The 18,923-nt window shown below is 60.1% G+C and carries 16 protein-coding genes and 1 pseudogene; 11 read left to right on the top strand and 6 right to left on the bottom strand.

Annotated elements, in window-relative coordinates:
* The 8 genes and pseudogenes from D8U69_RS21265 to ureC form a co-directional block, all read left to right on the top strand.
* Nucleotides 1–239: pseudogene (locus D8U69_RS21265) on the top strand (ABC transporter ATP-binding protein); the annotation flags it as partial.
* A gap of 162 nt (nt 240–401) precedes the next feature.
* Nucleotides 402–1,100 carry an urea ABC transporter ATP-binding subunit UrtE gene (urtE, locus tag D8U69_RS21255; RefSeq protein WP_019582243.1) on the top strand — a complete coding sequence of 233 codons (699 nt, stop codon included), beginning with the start codon at nt 402–404 and terminating at the stop codon, nt 1,098–1,100.
* A 148-nt stretch (nt 1,101–1,248) separates the two neighbouring features.
* Nucleotides 1,249–2,088 carry an urease accessory protein UreD gene (locus D8U69_RS21250; protein WP_130908064.1) on the top strand — a complete coding sequence of 280 codons (840 nt, stop codon included), beginning with the start codon at nt 1,249–1,251 and terminating at the stop codon, nt 2,086–2,088.
* A gap of 138 nt (nt 2,089–2,226) precedes the next feature.
* Nucleotides 2,227–2,529, top strand: a complete 303-nt coding sequence (gene ureA, locus D8U69_RS21245; RefSeq protein WP_056852431.1) for an urease subunit gamma — start codon at nt 2,227–2,229, stop codon at nt 2,527–2,529.
* A 9-nt stretch (nt 2,530–2,538) separates the two neighbouring features.
* A complete protein-coding gene (locus D8U69_RS21240; protein ID WP_056852430.1) occupies nt 2,539–3,072 on the top strand; it encodes a GNAT family N-acetyltransferase in 534 nt (177 codons plus the stop codon).
* Nucleotides 3,073–3,078: 6 nt separating this feature from the next.
* The gene (locus tag D8U69_RS21235; protein ID WP_056852429.1) at nt 3,079–3,612 is read left to right on the top strand and encodes a GNAT family N-acetyltransferase; all 534 of its coding nucleotides are present in this window, start codon (nt 3,079–3,081) and stop codon (nt 3,610–3,612) included.
* A complete protein-coding gene (locus tag D8U69_RS21230; protein WP_056852428.1) occupies nt 3,612–3,920 on the top strand; it encodes an urease subunit beta in 309 nt (102 codons plus the stop codon). The genes D8U69_RS21235 and D8U69_RS21230 overlap by 1 nt, the downstream gene beginning before the upstream one ends.
* A 184-nt stretch (nt 3,921–4,104) precedes the next feature.
* Nucleotides 4,105–5,805: an urease subunit alpha gene (gene ureC, locus D8U69_RS21225; protein WP_130908063.1), complete on the top strand. Its 1,701-nt coding sequence runs from the start codon at nt 4,105–4,107 to the stop codon at nt 5,803–5,805.
* Nucleotides 5,806–5,907: 102 nt separating this feature from the next.
* Here ureC and D8U69_RS21220 read toward each other — a convergent pair whose 3' ends face one another.
* Nucleotides 5,908–11,115 carry an NEL-type E3 ubiquitin ligase domain-containing protein gene (locus D8U69_RS21220; protein ID WP_347238286.1) on the bottom strand — a complete coding sequence of 1,736 codons (5,208 nt, stop codon included), beginning with the start codon at nt 11,113–11,115 and terminating at the stop codon, nt 5,908–5,910.
* 436 nt (nt 11,116–11,551) lie between these two features.
* Between D8U69_RS21220 and D8U69_RS21215 the strand changes: the two genes are divergently transcribed.
* Nucleotides 11,552–12,679, top strand: a complete 1,128-nt coding sequence (locus D8U69_RS21215; RefSeq protein ID WP_130908061.1) for a HAMP domain-containing sensor histidine kinase — start codon at nt 11,552–11,554, stop codon at nt 12,677–12,679.
* A 43-nt stretch (nt 12,680–12,722) separates the two neighbouring features.
* On the opposite strand, the gene D8U69_RS21210 is transcribed toward D8U69_RS21215, so the two are convergent.
* Nucleotides 12,723–13,028, bottom strand: a complete 306-nt coding sequence (locus tag D8U69_RS21210; protein ID WP_056852424.1) for a chaperone modulator CbpM — start codon at nt 13,026–13,028, stop codon at nt 12,723–12,725.
* Nucleotides 13,029–13,050: 22 nt separating this feature from the next.
* The gene (locus D8U69_RS21205; protein ID WP_056852423.1) at nt 13,051–13,995 is read right to left on the bottom strand and encodes a DnaJ C-terminal domain-containing protein; all 945 of its coding nucleotides are present in this window, start codon (nt 13,993–13,995) and stop codon (nt 13,051–13,053) included.
* Nucleotides 13,996–14,291: 296 nt separating this feature from the next.
* Here D8U69_RS21205 and D8U69_RS21200 point away from each other — a divergent pair, with 296 nt between their 5' ends.
* Complete coding sequence (locus D8U69_RS21200; RefSeq protein ID WP_056852422.1) at nt 14,292–15,566, top strand: Hsp70 family protein; 1,275 nt, start codon at nt 14,292–14,294, stop codon at nt 15,564–15,566.
* A 151-nt stretch (nt 15,567–15,717) separates the two neighbouring features.
* Here the strand turns inward: D8U69_RS21200 and D8U69_RS21195 are convergent, their stop codons facing one another.
* The 3 genes from D8U69_RS21195 to D8U69_RS21185 all read right to left on the bottom strand — a co-directional run bounded on the left by D8U69_RS21195 (nt 15,718) and on the right by D8U69_RS21185 (nt 17,997).
* Nucleotides 15,718–16,731, bottom strand: coding sequence for a hypothetical protein (locus tag D8U69_RS21195; RefSeq protein WP_056852421.1), 1,014 nt, complete (start codon nt 16,729–16,731; stop codon nt 15,718–15,720).
* Between the two features lie 98 nt (nt 16,732–16,829).
* A complete protein-coding gene (locus D8U69_RS21190; protein WP_056852420.1) occupies nt 16,830–17,138 on the bottom strand; it encodes a PsiF family protein in 309 nt (102 codons plus the stop codon).
* 64 nt (nt 17,139–17,202) lie between these two features.
* Nucleotides 17,203–17,997 (bottom strand): helix-turn-helix transcriptional regulator, encoded by a 795-nt coding sequence (locus D8U69_RS21185; protein ID WP_056852419.1) that lies wholly within the window; start codon nt 17,995–17,997, stop codon nt 17,203–17,205.
* Nucleotides 17,998–18,093: 96 nt separating this feature from the next.
* On the opposite strand from D8U69_RS21185, the gene D8U69_RS21180 reads away from it, so the two are divergent.
* A partial coding sequence (locus D8U69_RS21180) for a DMT family transporter (protein ID WP_130908060.1) occupies nt 18,094–18,923 on the top strand: 830 nt, incomplete at its 3' end.

The raw sequence follows: 18,923 nt of genomic DNA, 5'->3' as shown, positions 1-18,923 counted from the left end.
TGCTGCTGCTCGACGAACCGGTCGCGGGCATGACCGACGCCGAAACCGAATTCACCGCCGAGCTGTTCAAGACCCTGGCCGGCAAGCATTCGCTGATGGTGGTGGAACACGACATGGGCTTCGTCGGCTCGATTGCCGACCACGTCACCGTGTTGCATCAGGGCAGCGTGTTGGCCGAAGGGTCGCTTGCGCAGGTGCAGGACAACGAGCGGGTGATCGAGGTCTACCTCGGTCGCTGATTTTGCGAATTGATCGTTCCCATGCTTCGCGTGGGAATGCCGCCTGGGACGCTCCGCGTCCCGCTGACAATGCAGGGCTCAAGTCCTGCGCATGGTGGCGCTGAGCGTCACGGAATGCATTCCCACGCAGAGCGTGGGAACGATCACGGGGAGAACATGGACATGCTGCAAGTTGACAAGCTGCACCAATATTATGGCGGTAGCCACATCCTGCGCGGCCTGACGTTTGAGGTGAAGGTCGGTGAAGTCACCTGCCTGCTCGGGCGTAACGGCGTGGGCAAGACCACGTTGCTCAAATGCCTGATGGGGCTGCTGCCGGCCAAGGAAGGTGCGGTCAATTGGGAAGGTAAACCGATCACCACCTTCAAGCCGCACCAACGGGTGCACGCCGGCATCGCCTACGTGCCGCAAGGCCGGGAAATCTTCGGCCGCCTGACCGTGGAAGAAAACCTGCTGATGGGTCTTTCACGCTTTCCAGGCAGTGAAGCGAAAGAAGTCCCGGCGTTCATCTACGAATTGTTCCCGGTGCTGCTGCAGATGAAGCAACGCCGCGGTGGCGACCTTTCCGGTGGTCAGCAACAGCAACTGGCCATTGGTCGCGCACTGGCCAGCCGCCCACGCCTGCTGATCCTCGATGAGCCCACCGAAGGCATCCAGCCCTCGGTGATCAAGGAGATCGGCGCAGTGATCAAGAAACTCGCTGCCCGTGGCGACATGGCCATTCTGCTGGTGGAGCAGTTCTACGATTTCGCCGCCGAACTGGCCGATCAATACCTGGTGATGTCCCGGGGCGAAATCGTGCAACAGGGTCGCGGCGAGAACATGGAAGCGGAAGGCGTGCGCGGACTGGTCACGATCTGAGTCATTCCAAGCACCAATTTGTCGCACTCCTCGTTGCGCCGCGCCCCTTGCTGGTGCGCGGCGCGCCTTAACAATCCTGCTCTTGCGGATAAATACCTGCGGCACAGCCTTTGCAACCCTGCTGTCGAACTCCCGAAAAGCATTGACCATGACTCTTCCCGCATCCGGCATTTCGTTTACCCCCAGTTGGCATGCCGAGCTGGAACTGGGCTACGCCCGGTTCAACGACGCCACGCGCCCGGTCCAGCGCCGGCACAAAGGCCCGCTGCGGGTGCAAAAACACCTGTATGCCGAAGGTCCCGAAGTCTGCCAGCACATCATCGTCCACCCGCCGGGCGGGATTGCCGGCGGTGATCGCCTGAACATTTCGGCCGATGTCGGTTCCCGCGCCTGGGCGCAAATCACCAGTCCCGGGGCAGCCAAGTGGTATCGCGCGGCAGGCCCTGCCTATCAGCGGCTGGACTTGAAAGTAGCCGCCGGTGCGACACTGGAATGGCTGCCCCAGGAAACGATCATTTTCAGTGCAGCGCAGGCCGAACTCAGCACCTCTGTCGAGCTTGAAGGCGATGCCCGTCTGTTCTACTGGGATGTGGTGGCCCTGGGCCGACCGGCCAGCGGTGAGCGTTTCAACCTCGGGCACTTTCAGGCGCAACTGGAGATCCGTCGCGACGGCCAGTTGCTCTGGCATGAACGCCAGCGCATTGTCGGCAATGACGGCCTGCTCGATTCACCGATCGGGCTGGATGGGCAACCGGTGTTTGGCACCTTGTTGGTGACTGGCGAGATAGATAGTGAGTTGCTGGAGAAATGCCGCTCGCTGCCCAACGAAGTGCGCGGGGACCTGACCCAGTTGCCCGGGTTGCTGGTGGCTCGATGCCTGGCCAGTGAGGCATTGCTGGCACGGGGCTGGCTGATTGAATTGTGGAAGTTGCTGCGCCCAGCGCTTTTGGATCGCGAAGCCATGCCACCACGCATCTGGAACACCTGAACACCGAACCCTGTGGGAGCTGGCTTGCCAGCGATGCTTTTGGCGGCATCGAGGTCCCCATCGCTGGCAAGCCAGCTCCCACAGGGTTCGTGTTTACATGCCCGAATACCTTTTAATCTGCCCTGATGGATTGCACCAATGGACCTGACCCCACGTGAAAAAGACAAGCTGCTGATCTTCACCGCCGGCCTCGTCGCCGAGCGGCGTTTGGCGCGCGGTGTGAAACTCAATTACCCGGAAGCCATGGCCTACATTTCCGCGGCGCTGCTCGAAGGCGCGCGCGATGGTCGAACCGTGGCCGAACTGATGCACTTGGGCACCACCTTGCTCAGCCGCGAACAAGTAATGGAGGGTATCCCGGAGATGATTGCGGAGATCCAGGTCGAAGCGACGTTCCCCGATGGCACCAAACTGGTCACCGTCCACCAACCGATCGCCTGAGGTCCCGCCATGACTTACCACATCCGCGATGCCGTGCATGCCGATCTTGCGGCGATCCGCGATATTTACAACGACGCCGTGCTCAACACCACCGCGATCTGGAACGAACATGCCGTGGACCTCGACAACCGTCAGGCCTGGTTCCACGCCCGACAGGCGCAGGCGTATCCGATCCTGGTAATCGTCGATATGGACGACGCCGTACTGGGCTACGCTTCTTTCGGCGACTGGCGCCCATTCGACGGCTTCCGCCACACCGTCGAGCACTCGGTCTACGTACGCAGCGATCAACGCGGCAATGGCCTGGGGCCGCAACTCATGGACGTGCTGGTAGCGCGCGCCCGAGGTTGCGGCAAACACGTCATGGTCGCGGCCATCGAAAGTGGCAACACCGCCTCGATCCGCTTGCATGAGCGCATCGGTTTCGTCACCACCGGGCAGATGCCACAAGTGGGTACCAAATTCGGGCGCTGGCTGGACCTGACCTTCATGCAACTGACCCTCAATCCTGGCGCACAGCCACCTGCCGCCCACAAGGAGTGATCGCTCATGAATCCCGCCCAACTGCGACGCGTCAATGTAGAAAGCTTTGCGCACTACCGTCAGGGCCTGATTGATCTGCTGCTCGATGCCGTCGGCTATGGCGCCAGTGTCGGCTTCATGGCCGACCTCGATGCCACGCAGGCCCACGCCTATTTCGATGAGGTTCAGGACAATCTCAACAAAGGCAATTTGTTGCTGTGGGTGGTGGTCAAGGACGAACAGGTGCAAGCCAGCGTGCAACTGGGCCTGTGCCGCAAAGCCAATGGCCTGAACCGCGCCGAAGTGCAGAAATTGCTGGTGCGCGAACATGCGCGACGTCGTGGTCTGGGCCAACAGTTGATGACCGCATTGGAACAGGCCGCCTTGCAACACAAGCGCGGCATGCTCTACCTCGACACTGAAGCCGGCTCGCCCGCTGAGGATTTCTACAAAGCCCTGGGCTACACCCGCGCCGGGGAAATCCCCGATTACGCCTGCGACCCGAGCGGCCGTTACAAGCCCACCGCCCTCTACTACAAGATTCTCCAAGGAGCCCATTGATGATTCCCGGTGAATACCAGATCCAGCCCGGCGACATCGAACTCAACGCCGGTCGCCGCACCATCAGCCTGACCGTGGCCAACAGTGGCGACCGGCCGATCCAGGTCGGTTCGCATTACCACTTTTTCGAAACCAACGACGCGTTGACCTTCGACCGCACCGCCAGCCGCGGCATGCGCCTGAACATCCCCGCCGGCACTGCCGTGCGCTTTGAACCGGGGCAGAGTCGCGACGTCGAGTTGGTGGATCTGGCGGGGCATCGTCGGGTGTTCGGGTTTGCCGGCAGGGTCATGGGCAATCTCGACTGAAATGTTCCCCTGTGGCGAGGGAGTTTGCTCCCGCTCGAGTGCGAAGCGCTCGCTAATCAGAAACATGGGGTGTACCTGACGATATCCGATTGCAGGTTTCACGGCTGTTGCGCAGCCCAACGGGAGCAAGCTCCCTCGCCAAAATGGATCGCAGGTTGACACCCATCATTTACAAGGCAAGCGCATGAAAATCTCAAGACAAGCCTACGCCGACATGTTCGGCCCCACCGTCGGCGACAAGGTGCGCCTGGCCGACACCGAACTGTGGATCGAAGTGGAAAAAGACTTCACCACCTATGGCGAAGAAGTGAAGTTCGGCGGCGGCAAGGTGATCCGCGATGGTCAGGGCCAGAGCCAATTGCTGGCCGCCGAAGTGGTCGACACGTTGATCACCAATGCGCTGATCATCGATCACTGGGGCATCGTCAAAGCTGACGTCGGCCTCAAGGACGGGCGCATCGCTGGCATCGGCAAGGCCGGCAACCCGGACGTGCAACCGGACGTGACCATTGCCATCGGGGCCAGCACCGAAGTCATCGCGGGCGAAGGCATGATCCTCACCGCCGGCGGCATCGACACCCACATCCACTTCATCTGCCCGCAGCAGATCGAAGAGGCGCTGATGAGCGGCGTCACCACCATGATCGGCGGCGGCACCGGTCCGGCCACCGGCACCAACGCCACCACCTGCACCTCCGGGCCATGGCACCTGGCCCGCATGCTCCAGGCCGCCGATGCGTTCCCGATGAACATCGGCCTCACCGGCAAAGGCAACGCCAGCTTGCCGGAGCCGTTGATCGAGCAGGTCAAGGCCGGCGCCATCGGCCTCAAGTTGCATGAAGACTGGGGCACCACCCCGGCAAGCATCGACAACTGCCTGAGCGTCGCCGATCAGTTCGACGTGCAGGTGGCGATCCACACCGACACCCTCAACGAATCAGGCTTCGTCGAAACTACCCTCGCCGCTTTCAAGGGCCGCACCATCCACACCTATCACACCGAAGGTGCCGGTGGCGGTCACGCACCGGACATCATCAAGGCCTGCGGCTTCGCCAACGTGCTGCCGAGTTCGACCAACCCGACCCGACCGTTCACCCGTAACACCATCGACGAACACCTCGACATGCTGATGGTCTGCCATCACCTTGACCCGAGCATTGCCGAAGACGTGGCCTTCGCTGAAAGCCGCATTCGCCGCGAGACCATTGCCGCCGAAGACATCCTCCACGACCTCGGTGCGTTCTCGATGATCAGCTCCGACAGCCAGGCCATGGGTCGTGTCGGCGAAGTCATCACGCGCACCTGGCAGACCGCCGACAAGATGAAAAAACAGCGCGGGCCGCTGGCGGGTGACGGCACAGGCAACGACAACTTCCGCGCCAAACGCTACATCGCCAAGTACACCATCAACCCGGCGATCACCCACGGCATCAGTCACGAAGTGGGCTCGGTGGAAGTGGGAAAATGGGCCGACCTGGTGCTTTGGCGCCCGGCATTCTTCGGCGTCAAACCGACGCTGATTCTAAAAGGCGGTGCCATTGCAGCCAGCCTGATGGGCGACGCCAACGCTTCGATTCCGACGCCGCAACCGGTGCACTACCGCCCGATGTTCGCCAGCTTCGGCGGCTCATTGCATGCCACCAGCATGACCTTCATCAGCCAGGCGGCACATGACGCCGGATTGCCCGAAGCCCTGGGATTGAAGAAGAAAATCGCCGTGGTCAAAGGCTGTCGCGACGTGCAGAAAACCGACCTGATCCACAACGACTACTTGCCGAACATCGACGTCGATCCGCAGACCTATCAGGTCAAGGCTGACGGCGAGTTGTTGTGGTGTGAGCCGGCGGATGTGTTGCCGATGGCGCAGCGCTATTTCCTCTTCTGAACATTCAAGGCAAGAAAAAACCCTGAGTGCGCCATCACTCAGGGTTTTAATGGCATCTATGGATGCGCTGGTTGCGCCTTCACATCGAAGAACAGAACCGTTTCAGTCAGTGGTCTCGAGCGTAAAGGCAGGCGGTTCAACCCGTCGCAGTTTTGCCCGGTCCATGGCTTGCTGAGTCAATTGCTTGAGGAGGGTTTCGCGCTCGTCCCTGATCAGGTCAAGCTCTGCGGCAAACACTTCATCGGTCACGACTTTCCCCGGCCCGAAGGCGCTTTCAGGTTTACCGAGTTCCGCGGCCAGCACCCTGATGTCTTCCTTCAGCTTCTCTCTTTCCTTGAGCGTCAGGTCCGAACCGGCGGCACGATCATCCAGAGCGACCTTGAACTCGGTCGTCGCTTCCGTCTTGCGATCAAAGACCCTGAACCGTGCGCGATTCGAGCGCTGCACATAGGTCCGCCAAAACGGCTGCTCGGCAATCGAATCACGCAGCAGATCGCCCTCCTCCAGCCCCAGGACCCGCTGGTAGGCGTCCTCGATCATTTCACTGGTAACGCCTGCGATCTGGCGAAACTGCATACCGCGCGCCTGCCAGGGCAGGTCAAGGCGCTCCGCCAGGTCCGTCATGAAGGCGAGATGGACCTCGACCTCATCGATGGTTCCGGTCACATTGCCTTCCTCATCGATGCGTCGAAAACGCTCGCCCGCGGCTTCGCGGTCGATGATATGACGACGGGCGATTCGCTCGATTTCATCCAGGCGGCTCTTGCCCCGGGCCAATTCGACCAACTGCGTTTCGATCAAACTGGCGTTGCCCAGTTCGAGGGCTTCCTGGACCAGCACATCGACCCCCAGAACATTGAACAGCTGGGTCGCGCCATCCACGCATTGGGTGCGCATCGACGCTTCGCTGAAAAATTTTGTGCGCAGCTCAGCGTCCCTCGCCATGGTCTCGATCATTCGCCACACCTTGGCCGTCAGATCGGTTCGATAGGCGCCGCCCGCGGTGAAGTCTGCCGATTGGGTCAGGCGCCTGATCTCGTCGAAGAAACCGTGCGAGTTGAACTCATCTTCAAGCGCATCCCAGAGCATTTGATTTTGTACCCATTGGTCAAAGGTAATGCCTTGCTGCCATTGCAGGGTGTCACGCACGCCCCGGGGAGGGTACGGGCGATCGGGGTCCAGCCCTGTCGACCTGATGTACTCCTTGAGCCGTTCCAGGTTTTCGGCTGACATGAAGGGCGGCTGGCGGCTGAGCAACGTACGCGCCAGTAACTCTGCATCGACCGAACCCGGGGTGACTTCGGGTATGTGCGTAAGCACGTTGCGTTGCAGGTCCAGATGGATATGCCGGGGGCGTGGAAGGTCGAACAGTCCCGCAGGCCACGTGGTCGCGCCGGTGTCGTACAGCAGCAGCGTATGCAGGTCGGGCATGCGACTGATGTTCGGCAGCAGACCCAACGGGTTTCCTGCCAGCCCCAGGGTTTGCAGCTTCGTGCAGCGACCGAGCACGTCGACATCGGAGGCCATCAGCACAATCCGGTTGCCCGAGAGCTCGAGGAAATTGAGGTGCGGCATCTGGGCGATGTGTCGCGGCAAAGCCGTCAGTCGATTGTTGCCAAGGTCCAGGGCGCGCAACTTGCGAAACGGCTGAAGAAAGGATTGTTGCGCATCGGTCATGCCGCAGTTGAACATCTTCAGATAAGTGACATGGTCGAAATTGCCTTCCAGCGCCGGCATGTTTTTGAAATGCAGGTTCAGAGGAAAGCTGCTCAAGTCCAGTTTCTCTCCAATCACATTGCCGAATGAGTCGAACTGTTTTGGCCCCGTGCGTTGCCAGCATTGCCTGATCTTGCGGGCGAACTGACTCCTCGCGTTCCGTTCGTCGAAGCCACTGGGGCTAAAACGAAAATCCCGGGTCGGCGAGTTCACCCATCGCTTGAGCGTCGAGCTCAACTGTTCGAATTCAAGTTCAAGTGCTTCAAGCTGCAGGTCGACCAGTATCCCCTGGCGGTTGAAACGCTCCAGCAACGCAGTGGACTCTTGCTCCGTGAAAGCGGGATAGAGCCTTCGTATCCGCGCCTGCGGACTTTGCTCAGCACGCCCGCCAACGAGTTCACGCAAATACCCCAACATTCCACCTGGCAAACGCATGGCTTGCGGGTCGTACAACGGTTTACGGATCGGCTGCTCCAGTAGAATCGGCTCGAACTGCTCATGGCTCAGTGGCGAACGCCGCACCGCTTCCTTGAGCCGTGCATTTTCGTGAATGTCATAACCCAGTGCGTTGCGCTCATTGTCAGGCAGCGCATGCAGCACCGAAGCATAGAGGTCGTCGGTACCGTGCAAGTGGTGATCATTTGCGTCACGCGCCTGGTAGAGGCCATCTTCGTCCAGCACCAGCACCTTACGGATCGGTGCCTGCGCCGGCCCCACGCTGGCGAGCAAATCCCCGGAAAATCCCAGGTGACGAATTTCGATCCGCACTTGCGTCGACCAACCGGGCAGGCTGGCCAGCGTGGCGAGTTCGAGCCGGCGGGTATCGGCACTTACCAGTTCATCGAGGTAAAGCCCCTCATAGGCCCGGTTCAAGCGCACGTGCTCCTGCGCCAGGCGGGCCTGCCGGCGCAAACGCAACGGCAGGCGGCGTTTCTCGGTCAGATGCTGCAGGTCCGCAGGCTCGGCACTCTCGAGTAATTCTTGCGCGACGCTGGCGGGCAGCTGCGCAAAATCATCCACCAGCAAACGCACTTGCGCGCTGCCGGACACATCGCGGCTCTTGTAGAGTGCGTCGAACAGACGCTTTTGTTGCTTGCGCGCCTGCATGGCCAGGCGACTGCGCAGCGCGTCGATCCGTGAGGACGTGTCATTGGCGACCTTCGCACCCAGCATCTCGCGAAGTTCAGCCGTGTCCAGCGACTCAATCACCCGTTCAGGCAGTTTCCCGGCCACCAACTCCGAGCGGCTGATTTTGAGGGTCTGTGGCTCAGCGGCCAGGGTGTTGCCATGTTTGACGGACGCACCGGTGCGGTCATCGCGTTCAAACACCTCCAGGGCCCGGGACTCCGGCCAGCGCGGCAGCTCAACCAGCGTCGCCGGCAGAAAACCGGACATTTCCTCCGACACCTGATCCGACAGGATTTGCTCGGGATAGCGTTGCGCGTCCGCATAGGTATTGAAACGTGTCAACGTATCGCGCAACAGCGCAGGCGGCGTTTCATGTTCAACATGCAACCGGCGCAACAGCCCCTCTTCAACGCCGCTCACTTGCTGGATCTTGGCCAGGGTAGATGCCGAGTAATTATCCAGTGAGTTGTCCAGGCGAGACATCAGTTGAGTCGCGTCCCACCTCAAGGGGTGCTCGGTTTCAGCTTTCCAGGCGCCGGCATTATTGTGCTCCACCCTGGGCTGATAGGCGCTTGGCCGGGTCGGATGCTGCAGACGATGCTCGCCCGTCACCGGGTCCTGGCGCACCCGATAATGCTTTTTCTCCAGGCGCAGCCACTGCTGATCGTTGTACTGATAAATCCCCAGATCATTGGGCTTGGCCTCCGCCGGCAGCATCGCCGACTGCTCATAAGGCGCCAGATCCGGTTTCCAGAGGCGGGTCTTGCCATCGGGCAGCTCCACCGGTTTGAGGCTGTCGATCATCGGGCTGGGTGTGACCGCCACCCGGGCGCCGCTGGGCAAGACATGCCCGGTGGCCATCAAGGCCAGTTGCGCAAAGTTGATCAAGACCGAGTTGATGTGCGTCGATGCTTCGTCCCGATCGCCCTTGCTCCAGTCCTCGATTCCCTCCAGCAGCTCTTCGCCAATCTGCGCCACCATCAACGCCAGCATGGCTTCGCCCAGCCCTGGAACCAGCATCGCGGCAAAGTTGAACAGGTTCCAGCCAATGTCCAGATAGCTGGTCAGGCGTTTCCAGCGCGTGGTGGCGTCTTCATCGCCGGTCGGCACCGCGATGACCCGAGCATCGCTGATCGCCTTGTCACGTTTTAGTCGGTACAGCTGTGCCCACAGCTCACCGGACAGCCGGTGGGTGACGGGCTCGGCATTCGGATTCTCGACCGCGGTTTCCCGCCACCATGGCCCCATGTCCAGCGGTTCGCGTTGCTGCCAGGTTATCCGGCTCAGCCGTTCATTGACCCGGGCAAAGAACCGGCCCTTGTCTTTCTGCGCCACGAAACGGCTGAAGAATGCCTGATAGTCCGGCTCACGCAGCTGGCTGATCAGCACTTTCATGAAGTCCGTCAGCGAAGCGTATTCTTTCAAAGGGTGCACTGGGTCGTCCGGTACATAGGCAATCACCGGGCCGCTCAAGCGGTTTTGTTTATAGATGTCCCGCTGGCGCAGCATCTCTTCGCTGACCCCGGTAGGGCCGTTGGCGAAAAACGCCTGCAGCAGTTTGAACTTGTCGATGTCGTTGCCTGGCAATACCACCGATAACATGCTTGACAGGTTAAGCCAGGCAGCACGCTCATCAGGCGCGAGGGCCTCCACGGCAGCCTGGATTTTGCCGCCGTCGCCCTCGGCGCTGAACAACACCACACCGTGCAGCGAAAAGCCCATCAGGGACAGCCGATGTCGATGCAGCGGTCGGTGATGGAAACTGATGGCGCTTTTATTGTCGCGAACATCACGCAGGACACCGTAGGCATACGAACTGATATCGTCTTTCAACAGGGCAATCAGTGAAGCCAGTTCAAACGCCGCTTTCTCACTGGCCGCACCGCGCTGCTCCAGCACTTGCCTTTGCTGCGAGTCGGCCGGCAGCAGCAGGGATTTCAGATGGTTTTGATACTGGGCGCCGACGTCCAGCCGGCGACACAGCCTGGCGATTTTGCTGACTGACATCGACGGTATCAGCGACGGCTCCCCTCGCAAGTCGCTGCGGTAAACACCGGAACCACTCCTGAAATAATCAGCGGCGGTTTCCGGCTCTTCGAAGTTATGCAGCGCCGCGTCCAACAAGGTGGACTCACGCATATGGCTGGCACCGCGATCGATACCGAAGATGATTCTGTCCGGCACATACAGTTTAAGGGTCAACTGGCCGACGTCGTCATGGCTGTTGAAGTTCGAACTCATCAACTGGGACAGCAAGGGCTTGGCAAACGCTCTGATGTCCTGTTGCAGGTCTTGCAACGGCGCCTCCACCAGTCGCTGCAACAACCAGCGCTTGTCGATCAACTCCTTGAGGTATTGCCGATCGACGGCGGAAGCTTTCAGGTACCAGCCCGGTGTCGAGACCGTGGTGCTGGCAAGCCTCGATACCCTCGCTGGCGGCGCCGTTTTTATGGCGGGCGGAAGCACCTGAACAATACGCTCATAATGAACACCGTTGTTTTGCGCCGGTGACAACGACGAACTTGAAACTTCATTAATATTCTGTAACTCATCCATTGACTTACAATCCAGAACAACCCGAGAAGCCTTCAGCTTAAGCCGCCAGACATAAAACAAAAGACTAAAAACCTGCTGAACTCCTCTGGGTAAAACTGAATAACCCTTCGAACATCAAAGAGTTGCACATATATAAATAACACCACACGCCTGCCAACTATGTCCGCCGCCGGCGACATGCTGTTATTACCCCGGAAATGCCCTCGATCGCTCGATTGTCATTCACAGGCCCGGTTTCGGCGGTGCGATGTCGACGGGTTTTGCCTCGGCATGAGCGGTCGTGTATTTCTCGCCAAAGGGGCTACTATTCGAATCGGTCTCCCTTGTTCATGTTCAGGAAATTGCCATGCGTCTTTCCGAGTTCATCGTGCTGAACGTTGATCGAATCGTCGATGAATGGGAGCTGTTCGCCGAAACCATCACCCCCGCGGCCGATCTTATGGACAGCGCCGCGCTACGCGACCATTCGAGGGCGATCCTGCTGGCCGCCGCTCGGGACATGAGCAAGCCTCAAACGCCCGATGAACAAGCGGCCAAGGCCAAAGGCGAAGGCCCGGAAAAAACTCCGAGCCTGGATGAGGCCGGCGCCAGTCACGGCGAACTGCGTCACACCGTGGGTTTCGATCTGGTGCAGATGACCAGCGAATTTCGCCACTTGCGCGCCTGTGTGATCCGTCTGTGGGTCGACAGCCTCGAGTCCCCCGACATGACTTATTTCCAGGACATGATTCGTTTCAATGAAGCCATCGACGAAGCCCTGGCCGAGTCCACGGCCGCCTATGCCGAAAGGGTCAATCGCTCGCGGGACATTTTCCTCGCCGTCCTCGGACACGACCTGCGTTCACCTTTGCAAGCGGTGAGCATGTCTACTGAAATGCTGCTGCGTAAAGCCGCCCTCGAAGGTGATGCGTTGAAATGCGCGGGCAACATCAAACGCGGCACCGGGCACATGGTGATGATGGTCAACGACTTGCTGGAACTGGTGCGCAGCCGTCTGGGCAAGAGCCTGCCCATCGAGCCCGCGCCCATGGACCTGGCCGAAACGGCACAAGAAGCCATTGCCCGGGCATGTGCCGCGCAACCGGAATGTGATCCGATCCTGAATATTCTCGGAGACACCAAGGGCGTGTGGGACTCGCGACGGCTGGATCAAATGCTGCAAAACCTGATCGGCAACGCGCTCCAGCATGGCTCGGACAAACGTCAGGTGACCGTGACGCTCAGGGGGGAGCAAAACAGCGTCCAACTGACGGTGCACAATGACGGAATCCCGATTCCCGCCGACGCGATCCCGACGATTTTCGACCCGCTGGTGCGCAGCGCCAGCGAAGAGCTCGGCGAGCCCACCACCAGTCTTGGGTTGGGCTTGTTTATCGTCAAGGAAGTGGTCGATGCCCATAGGGGCACGATCGACGTCACTTCCAATGAGGCCGATGGCACGTTGTTTACGGTGGTGTTGCCCAGGCATTTGTGACGGTCGACGCGGTGATCGGCCAAGACAGGCCCTCTACGAACACCTATTCAACCACCAACCGCCCCAACCGCTGCTTCAACATCCGGTTCTCCGCCCGCAGTTGCTGGACCTCTTCCAACAGGTCCAGCGCCAGGGCGACGCCTTCCCAATCCAGCTCCAGATCGCGCCGCAGCTTGGCGGCGCGTTTGGCCAGGGTCAGTTCGTAATCGGTGAAACGCCAGTCCCTGGGCACGGTGCCCTGAGGTTCGAGGATGCCGTGCTCGACGATTTCGATCACGTAGACGTCCGACAAATCGGTCGCCTCACAGAATTCTGCCAGGTCCAGTTGAACGATCAGGGGGTTGCTCATGATGGGCTACTCCGTCTCGGGATCAGAAATTTTCTCTCGGGTCGAAGGCGGCTTTCTTCGCCAGTTCTTGCCACAAGGCCTTGATGTCATCGTCCGATTTTTTCGGCATGACGGCCTTCAATTGCACGAACAGGTAACCGCGCTCGCCCGCTTTGTTCAGCAGGCCGTGGCCCTTGGCGCGCATGCGCTGGCCATTCTGGCTGCCGGCCGGGACCTTGAGGTTGATCTTGCCGGTCAGCGTTGGCACCGCCACTTCAGTGCCCAGCGCCAACTCCCACGGTGCCAGGGGCAACGTGATGATCAGGTTCTCGCCTTCGACGTCGAATTTCGGATGCGGCGCAAACCGAATGGTCAGGTACAGATCGCCATTGGCACCACCACCGACACCCGGTGCGCCCTGGCCCTTGAGCCGGATGCGCTCGCCGTCGCTCACGCCGGCGGGAATCTTCACATTCAGGCTTTTCGGGGTATTGCTGACGTGCTGGCCGGCGGCGTTGTATTGCGGTACCTGGAAAGTGACCTTCTTCGATTCGTTCGAGAGGGTTTCTTCAAGAAAAATCCCCAGTTCCATTTCCACGTCTTGCCCTCTGCGTCCGCTGCTGCGACGCGACTGTCCAGCGCCGAAACCGGGGCCACGGTTACCGAAGATCGAACTGAAGAAATCCGAGAAATCGCCGGTGTCCTGACCACCGCCACCGAAACCGCCACGGCTCTGCCAGCCCGGTGGTCCCTGGAACGGCTGGCCATGCTGGCCATAACGGCGCAGGTCGTCGTATTCGGCACGCTTGTCGGCGCTTTTCAGGGCTTCATAGGCTTCAGAGGCGTCCTTGAACTTGGCCTCGGCGTCCTTTTCCTTGCTGACATCGGGGTGGTATTTGCGGGCGAGCTTGCGATAGGCGGCCTTGATCGCCTTGTCGTCCGCCGTCGGCTCCACGCCGAGAATCTTGTAATAGTCTTTGAAGTCCATCGCTCGAATCACCATCCGTTATCGAAATCGCGCTACCTGCCACAGCATGCGCCTGTTTGCAGCGCAGGGCTTGACCAATCTCAAGTTTGTGACCGGGCAGCGCATCAGAAGTTTATCGGCAGCGGGCGGGGCTTCTTGCGGTTGCCCCAGGCTGTCCGGTTGATGCAGGGTAGTTTGGGGGTGCCGACGCATCTTTCAAGGCGCCGAAAGGCAAGATTTAGCGGATAGTCGGCCTTCGATTCTGTGCCGCACTGACATACACTGCGCGGCCGTTTTTTAACCGGAACTTGAAAGACATGAACAACGCATCTCCAGCCCGTGCCGTTGGTATCGATTTTGGCACGTCCAACTCCACTGTCGGCTGGCTGCGTCCCGGCGTGGAAACGCTGATCGCGCTGGAGGACGACAAGATCACCCTGCCGTCGGTGGTGTTCTTCAACATCGAAGAACGCCGCCCGGTGTACGGCCGGCTGGCGCTGCACGAGTACCTGGAAGGCTACGAAGGCCGGTTGATGCGCTCGCTCAAGAGCCTGCTGGGTTCCAAGCTGATCAAGCACGACACCAGTGTCCTGGGCACGGCGATGCCGTTCAAGGACCTGCTCGGGTTGTTCATCGGCCAGTTGAAGAAGCGTGCCGAAGCCACCGCCGGTCGGGAATTCGAAGAAGTGGTGCTGGGTCGTCCGGTGTTCTTCGTCGACGACGACGAAATGGCTGACCAGGAAGCGGAAAACACGCTGGTGGACGTGGCCCGCGCCATCGGTTTCAAGGAAGTCTCGTTCCAGTACGAACCGATTGCCGCGGCGTTCGACTACGAGTCGACCATCGAAAAAGAAGAGTTGGTGCTGATCGTCGACATCGGCGGTGGTACTTCCGACTTCTCGCTGGTGCGCCTGTCCCCGGAACGCCGCAACCACGACAACCGTCACGATGACATCCTCGCCACCGGCGGCGTGCACATCGGCGGGACCGACTTCGACAAACAACTGAGCCTGCAAGGCCTGATGCCATTGTTCGGCTACGGCAGCCGCATGAAGAGCGGCGCCTACATGCCGACCAGCCACCATATGAACCTGGCGACCTGGCATACCATTAACTCGGTGTACTCGCAGAAGTCGACCCTGGCCCTGGGCAGCATGCGCTACGACATCGAAGACACCGGCGGCATCGATCGCCTGTTCAAGCTGATCGAGCAGCGCGCCGGGCACTGGCTGGCAATGGAAGTCGAAGAAACCAAAATTCAGTTGACCCATGCCGACAGCCGCCATGTGCCGCTGGACCGCATCGAAGCCGGATTGAGCGTGGAGCTGAGTCGCGCCCTGTTCGAATCGGCCATCGACAACCTGCTCGAACGCGTGCGCAACAGCGTCACCCAGTTGCTGGCGGACGCCGATGTGCGGGTCGATCAGGTGGATACGGTGTTCTTTACCGGTGGCTCGAGCGGCATCCCGGCACTGCGCAACAGCGTCTCGGCGATGTTGCCGAATGCGCGGCATGTGGAAGGCAACATCTTTGGCAGCATCGGCAGCGGTCTGGCGATCGAGGCTGCAAAACGCTACGGCCCGATGGGCTGATCAGGTCCTCTGTGGCGAGGGAGCTTTAATGATCGTTCCCACGCTCTGCGTGGGAATGCCGCCATGGACGCTCTGCGTCCGCTGTTGAGGCTGTGACGCGGAGCGTCACGGGATGCATTCCCACGCAGAGCGTGGGAATGATCGGGCGGGGTTACACCATCCCCACCTGCTTCAACTCACTCTTCAGATACGCGTAGTAGATCGGCCCCGCCACCACACCCGGCAGGCCGAACGCGGCCTCGAACACCAGCATCGCCAAGAGCAACTCCCACGACTTGGCACTGATCTGCCCGCCGACGATGCGCGCGTTGAGGAAGTACTCGAGCTTGTGGATGACGATCAGGTAGCCCAGCGCTGCCATCGCCACCCAGATCGACAGCGACAGGCCGACGATGGTGATCAGAGTGTTCGACATCAGGTTGCCGATCACTGGCAACAGGCCGAGCAGGAAGGTCAGGACGATCAGGGTCTTGGTCAGCGGCAGCTTGATGCCGAACATCGGCAGCACCACCGCCAGGAAGATCCCGGTGAAGAAGGTGTTGAGCAGGGAAATCTTGATCTGCGCGAACACGATGTTGCGAAAGGCCTGGACCAGCAGGTGCAGGCGATCGAACAGTGCGGCGGCCAGTGGCTTGCGCTTGGTCAGGTCGGGAATGCGCTGCAAGGCGATGATCGCGCCCAGCACCATGCCAATCAGCAGCGTCACGAACATGTGCGCCGCGTCCTTGCCCACCAGCTGCAAATCGCTGAGGTGCTTGCTGATCCATTCGCCAATCGCCACCCGGAACTCGGCGGCGCTGGCCGGCAGATAGGCGTCGATGAACGGCGGCAATTGCCCGCGTGCGCGGTCGACCACGCCCATGAATTTGTCCAGGGAAGCCCCGGGATTTTCTGCTTCGTGCAGCAGGAAGCTGATGGCGCCGGCGAAAACCAGCGCCAGCACACTGACAATCAACGTCCCCAGCAACGCCACTGCCAGCCAGCGCGCACGGCGCCCTTCGATCAACCGCTGCAACTGCGGGGTGAGCATGTTGACCAGTTCGAACACCAGCAACCCGGCCAGCAGGCTGGGCAGCAATCGCAGCGGGATAACCAGCAGCAGTCCGCCAAAAATAATGACCCAGCTGATGACCAGCAAAACTTGACGCTGAGAAAACGTTGGCATACAGCCTCAAAACGAACGGCGTAAAAGGATTGGCAGTCTGCCAGCGATCCGGTGTCAGCACTAGGGATTGTGTGGGGCGACCTTGGTCTGGGTTCTGGCTATTTTTTCTTCAGGCAATCGCTCATGAACGCCTTGCGCTCATCACCCTTCAAGGCCTTGGTGGCGGCATCGGCATTGCAGGTTTTCATTTTCTCTTGCTGCGGGGTCAAGGCTTTGCCGGCATCGTTGGCCGCCGGGGTGGCCTTCAGGCAATTGCTCATGAAGGCTTTGCGTTCATCGCCCTTGAGGGTTTTGGCAGTCGCCTCGGCGTTGCAGGTGGTCATCTTGTTCTGTTGGTCAGTGGCGGCGAAACCCTGGGAACAGAGCAGCAAACCGATCATCAATAAAGGGGCACGCAACATTTGCATGGAGTTTTCTCCTTATCGCCGCACCAAGGGGAACGGCCTTGCTCTGGAGTGTAGACAACGCCTGTTACACCTTCCTGTTCGTCAAATGACTGCGTCGATACTGCTCCGGCGTGCACCCGGCTTGACGCTGGAACATCGCGATAAACGCCGAACCGGTGCTGTAGCCCATGTCGAAGGCAACGTCCTGGACACTGCGGTTGCTGTCCAGGGCCTCGATGGCGGCGAGAAAACGCACACGCTGGCGCCACTCGCCGAAGCTCATGCCCAACTCACGCACGAACTGCCGCGCCAGGGTGCGCTCACTGACATGAATCTGCGCGGCCCAATCCGCCAGGGGCCGGTTATCCCCGGGTTCGGCCTGCAAGGCTTCGAGGATACTCAGCAACCCGGCACTGCGCGCGTAGGGTAAATAGCACTCATGCACCGGCGCCTGCTTCAGTTGATCGACCAGCACTTGGGCCAGACGTTGGTCTGCCTCCTGCCTCGGCACCTTTACGTCCCGGGCAGCGAAGTCCTTGAGGATTGCCTTGAGGATGTCGCTGATGGCGAGGGTGCAGGCTTGTTGCGGTAAATCGGCGCACATCGTCGGCGCCAGGCACACCGCTCGATAATTGATCGGCTGATGGCTGTAAAAGCTGTGCTCAGTCTCGGGCGGCACCCACACTGCGTACTGCGGCGGCGACATGAAGCGGCTGCCGCCAATCTCCATGTGCAACACACCATGTGCCGAGTATTCCAGCGTGCCCCACGGATGCCGGTGGGCCGAGGCAAAGCGGTGCGCATCGAAATCGGCGTAGCGGAAATACACGGGGGCAGGCAGTTCGCTGAAATCCAGCAGGTCGATGTGTTTACGGGTCATGCTGTCCGGATTCAGGGGCAGGTTGTCTGGATTGAAGTATAGGCTCGTATCCAGACAGAGGATAATTGCCCTTCATTAACGTTCTGGTTTTTCCCGATGCAATACGCTTATCCCCTGTTGGCCATCTTTATCTGGGCCGGCAACACCGTGATCACCAAAATGTCGGCCGGGGCGATCTTCCCCGCCGAGATCGGATTCTACCGCTGGCTGCTCGCCGGTTTGTTGTTCACACCTTTCATGCTCAAACCGGTGATCGCGCACTGGCCAGCGATTCGCCCGAACCTGGGCAAGATTTTCATCCTCGGCGTGCTTGGCATGGCGGTCTATCAGAGCCTGGCGTACTTCGCCGCGGCCCTGACCTCAGCCACCAACATGGGCATCATCCTGTCCTTGATGCCGCTGATGTCGCTGGCCATGGCGATCATCAGCCTCGGCCAGCGCCTGACCGCCGGCGCACTGGCCGGTGCGGTGCTGTCGTTTGCCGGCGTGTTGGTGGTGGTGTCCTCCGGCAGCCTCGGCTTGCTGCTGGAACACGGCGTTAATCTGGGCGACGCGATGATGCTGGTGGCAACGCTGGCCTACGCGGTCTACAGCACCCTGCTGAAAAAATGGCAGCTGAAATTGCCGCCGCTGGTGTTGCTTTACTTGCAGGTTTTGGTGGCGGTAGTGGTGTTGTTTCCGCTGTTCCTCGCGTCAGCGAAAGTCGGTCCGACTTTGCACAATATTCCGCTGGTGCTGTATGCCTGCCTGTTGGCTTCGATGGTCGCGCCACTGGCATGGATGCAGGCGGTGGTGCGCCTGGGGCCGAGTCGGACGGTGATGTTTTTCAATTTGCTGCCGGTGATTACTGCGCTGATCGCGGCGGTGGTGCTGCGTGAGCAGCTGGCGCTGTATCACTTGGTGGGCGGGGTATTGACGTTGGGTGG

Source organism: Pseudomonas sp. Sample_16 (genome assembly GCF_004307665.1).
Classification (GTDB): Bacteria; Pseudomonadota; Gammaproteobacteria; order Pseudomonadales; family Pseudomonadaceae; genus Aquipseudomonas.
This window is presented reverse-complemented; position numbering and strand designations above follow the sequence as displayed.

Excerpts from the sequence above, each read along its gene's own strand:
- D8U69_RS21195 (WP_056852421.1), bottom strand. The coding sequence starts at position 16,731 with ATGCCAACGTTTTCTCAGCGTCAAGTTTTGCTGGTCATCAGCTGGGTC.
- D8U69_RS21250 (WP_130908064.1), top strand. The coding sequence starts at position 1,249 with ATGACTCTTCCCGCATCCGGCATTTCGTTTACCCCCAGTTGGCATGCC.
- D8U69_RS21230 (WP_056852428.1), top strand. The coding sequence starts at position 3,612 with ATGATTCCCGGTGAATACCAGATCCAGCCCGGCGACATCGAACTCAAC.
- D8U69_RS21215 (WP_130908061.1), top strand. The coding sequence starts at position 11,552 with ATGCGTCTTTCCGAGTTCATCGTGCTGAACGTTGATCGAATCGTCGAT.
- D8U69_RS21240 (WP_056852430.1), top strand. The coding sequence starts at position 2,539 with ATGACTTACCACATCCGCGATGCCGTGCATGCCGATCTTGCGGCGATC.
- D8U69_RS21185 (WP_056852419.1), bottom strand. The coding sequence starts at position 17,997 with ATGACCCGTAAACACATCGACCTGCTGGATTTCAGCGAACTGCCTGCC.
- D8U69_RS21205 (WP_056852423.1), bottom strand. The coding sequence starts at position 13,995 with ATGGACTTCAAAGACTATTACAAGATTCTCGGCGTGGAGCCGACGGCG.
- urtE (WP_019582243.1), top strand. The coding sequence starts at position 402 with ATGCTGCAAGTTGACAAGCTGCACCAATATTATGGCGGTAGCCACATC.
- ureA (WP_056852431.1), top strand. The coding sequence starts at position 2,227 with ATGGACCTGACCCCACGTGAAAAAGACAAGCTGCTGATCTTCACCGCC.
- ureC (WP_130908063.1), top strand. The coding sequence starts at position 4,105 with ATGAAAATCTCAAGACAAGCCTACGCCGACATGTTCGGCCCCACCGTC.
- D8U69_RS21210 (WP_056852424.1), bottom strand. The coding sequence starts at position 13,028 with ATGAGCAACCCCCTGATCGTTCAACTGGACCTGGCAGAATTCTGTGAG.
- D8U69_RS21235 (WP_056852429.1), top strand. The coding sequence starts at position 3,079 with ATGAATCCCGCCCAACTGCGACGCGTCAATGTAGAAAGCTTTGCGCAC.
- D8U69_RS21190 (WP_056852420.1), bottom strand. The coding sequence starts at position 17,138 with ATGCAAATGTTGCGTGCCCCTTTATTGATGATCGGTTTGCTGCTCTGT.
- D8U69_RS21200 (WP_056852422.1), top strand. The coding sequence starts at position 14,292 with ATGAACAACGCATCTCCAGCCCGTGCCGTTGGTATCGATTTTGGCACG.